Origin of the sequence: Bartonella sp. CE47NXGY (assembly GCF_042195415.1) — a bacterium.
GTDB lineage: Bacteria > Pseudomonadota > Alphaproteobacteria > Rhizobiales > Rhizobiaceae > Bartonella.
The window spans coordinates 1-3,081 of record NZ_JBHIOI010000078.1; the positions used below are offsets into that span (position 1 = coordinate 1).

The following is a 3,081-nucleotide window of genomic DNA, read 5'->3' on the forward strand; positions in this document are numbered from 1 at the left end:
TCAAGATCTTTTTGCAGGTATGTCGGCAGCACCGTCAGGCGGTTCTGGGTGGGATGCGCTTGCAAGTGGTGTGAAGCGTCTTAACGAAGGAGATAAACAAAGAGGGCAGGTTAATCAGACCGTCGAATATCTAAAATCTAAAGGGTACAGTGAAGAAGAGGCGCGGTTCATGGCTGGGAATAAAGATGCATTGAATGCTTTTCTATTACAAAAAGTGAACGGCGGTTATGATGCTAGATCTAAAGAAGAAATGGACCGCCTACGAGAAACAATAGATCTTAAAAATAGTGAAGCTATCAGTAGTAATACACTCCATGACATTGAACGTTTTATGAATTATATAGAAGAGAATGGTGATTGGGCTACGGGAAATCTTGCTGATTGGCAAGCTTCTTTTAAGGTTCCTCAACACCGTGATATGCGTTCACTGCTTGATTCCATTAAAAACCGTATAGGTATTGACCGTTTAGAAACGATGAGACGGTATTCACGCAATGGTGCTTCTGGTTTTGGTAACCTTACAGAAAGAGAGCTTGATATCTTAAAGAGCTATTTAGGAGAGATAAAGTACGACTTGGGTCATAAAGAGCTCTTGTTTAGGTTGAAAAAAATCCATCAGATTTTGGCTAAGATGAAATTAGACGTATTGAAATTGCTAGAAGACAGCAGCATTGAATTAACGCAAGAGAGTGTTGATAAGGTTACCTCACAGTCGCATTCTAAAGCTCCACAGCAAGGACGTAATGCTTTGCCACTTGTTACCAGCAAAGAAGAGGAAGATGCATTGCCTTCCGGTGCACGCTTTATTGGTGAAGATGGAAAGATAAGGGTTAAAGGGGCTTAAAATGGCATATATTCCTTATTCTCGCATTGTTGATGATGTATCCGATAATGATGGTACGTCTTCGGTGAAGAACAGTCGTGGTAATCAAGGAAAAAAAACAACGGGTTATATTCCTTATTCCCCTCTTGTTGATGATGATACGGCTTCATTTAATACAAAATTTACAGCAGATGATTTTTCATTTGATGATAAAGATCTTACGTGGTCGGATGCTGTTAGAAGCCATGGTACATCTGGTCTTACAGCAGGTTATAGTGATGAGATACAAGCGGCGAATGAAGCGGGTTTTATAGATTATTGGCGTGGTGATAAACGAGCAGAGGAGATCTATAATAGAAGGGTAGCTAAGGAGCGCGCTTACCTAAAAGCTTTGGAAGAGAAACATCCATGGTTATCTTCTGGTGCTTATATTGCTGGTTCGATTTTACCAACATTAGCATCTTTGGGTATTCCAGCATTAAATTTTTTGCGAGCAGGTTCGACTTTAGGAAGTTTAGGTAGGGGAGCTATTGTTGGGGCAGGTTCTGGAGCTTTACATGGTTCTGGTGCAGGAAAAGGTTACAATGATACGGTGAATTCGGCATTAGCCGGTGGTGTTGGTGGGGCAGTTTTGACGCCGGTTGCTGCTTTAGGAGGTATGGGTATTTCTAAGGCAGTTCGTAGTTTAGGAAATGCTTTAAAGTCACCTCCTGTCGTGAGGAATTATTTTAATCCTGCTCGTAAAGAGGTTTCAAATAAAGCTTTGCGAGAAGTTGCCAAGCAACTTTACGATAATAAACCCCAAAAGATCACGGAACGTCTTAGCTCAGAACCTCAGGAAGTATTTTTGACAGATATTAATGAAAAACTACGACAGACTTTGTGGAATGCGTCTAAAACAAATGAAGATGTTTATAATCTCTTGAAACAAGCGCATGAGAAAAGATTAGGCGGTTCTGTTCAACGTCTTGATGATATGATGGAGCAGACGATTGTTCCATACCAGCATAGAGATACTTTAAGCAGGACACTTAAACGGCAAGGAAAAGAGGCTCATGATCATCTCTATGAACAAGCGAAGCAAATTCCAATAGGAAAAGAACATTATCCAGCTCTTAATAAACTTTTTGAAAATAAAGGGTTTCAAAGAGCTCTCAAAGAAGCTGTTAAGACTTTAGAGGAACACCCCCTCAGTATAAATCCTAGACGATTTTATAATAGAAAGTTTAGCAGTATAAACTATAAACCTACGATAGAGTTATTAGATCAAACCAAGAAGTCTCTTGATGATTTAATCGAAAAAAGTAAGAAACATGGCGATAACCAGAAGGTTTTAGGATACGAAATCCTCAAACAAGATTTAGTAAAAATAATGGATCAAATCTCTCCTACTTATCAAGCAGCGCGTGGTAGTGCAGCAAAATTCAAAAATTTTGCAGATAGTTTTGAGAAGGGTAGACAAGCTCTAGGCACGAAACTTGAAAAGAGTATTGAAAGGGATGCAGTTAAGGAAAATCTTTCTAAAGGGAATTGGACAAAACAAAATAATACCTATCAGATGGGTATGAGAAATGCCTTAGATGATTTACTCAGAAAAAGTGATGACCCTATTAATGAATTTTCTAAACTTTTAAAACAAAATCTTGCGTCTGAGAATCTTGAAAGGACCATAGGACCGGAACGGTTTTCTACTTTTAAAAAGGCAGTAGATCAGGAGCAATTCTATTCTGATGCAGCAAAAGAGGCTTTTAGCAAATTTGAAGGCACTCCTGAGTTTTCTGTTTTTGATGGAATTAATTTTTCAAATTTTTTGCATTGGCCAACTGAATCTCTAAAATTAGCACGAAACATATTTTTCCACCCGAATGCTCCAGAGGCGCTACGGGCAAGACAAGAGCTAGAGCGCGGTATAGCGAAGTTAGCAACTTTTGGCGTTAAAGGAATGGAGCGCAATGAAATTGCCAAATTGATTCAAAGTGCTTTGAAGTGGCATAAAGCCGGTGTGATAACGGATGAAGGCTTGAAGATTGTTTCTAGAGCTGTAGCAAAAGGGTTAGGTCCTAGTGCTTCAATAGAGTACGCGAAATGACCCGTTATAGTCCTTCAGTAGATCAAGCGATCCGTCAAGCAGCAGCGCGTTATGGTTTGCCAGAGAGTTATTTGTACCGTGTTGCGCAAGTTGAAAGTGGAGGCAATCCGAATGCAAGGAATCCCCGTTCTTCTGCGGGTGGGTTGTATCAATTTATAGACAGCACCGC

Annotated in this window: 2 protein-coding genes and 1 pseudogene; all 3 read left to right on the forward strand. The window is 39.9% G+C overall.

The features are described 5' to 3' along the window. A pseudogene (locus tag ACFIL3_RS09435) lies at positions 1–844 on the forward strand (hypothetical protein); the annotation flags it as partial. Position 845: 1 nt separating this feature from the next. Beyond that, the gene (locus ACFIL3_RS09440; protein ID WP_375682154.1) at positions 846–2,912 is read left to right on the forward strand and encodes a glycine zipper family protein; all 2,067 of its coding nucleotides are present in this window, start codon (positions 846–848) and stop codon (positions 2,910–2,912) included. Continuing rightward, positions 2,909–3,081 (forward strand): transglycosylase SLT domain-containing protein (locus ACFIL3_RS09445; RefSeq protein ID WP_375674033.1); only part of this gene is annotated, 173 nt, incomplete at its 3' end. The genes ACFIL3_RS09440 and ACFIL3_RS09445, both read left to right, overlap by 4 nt.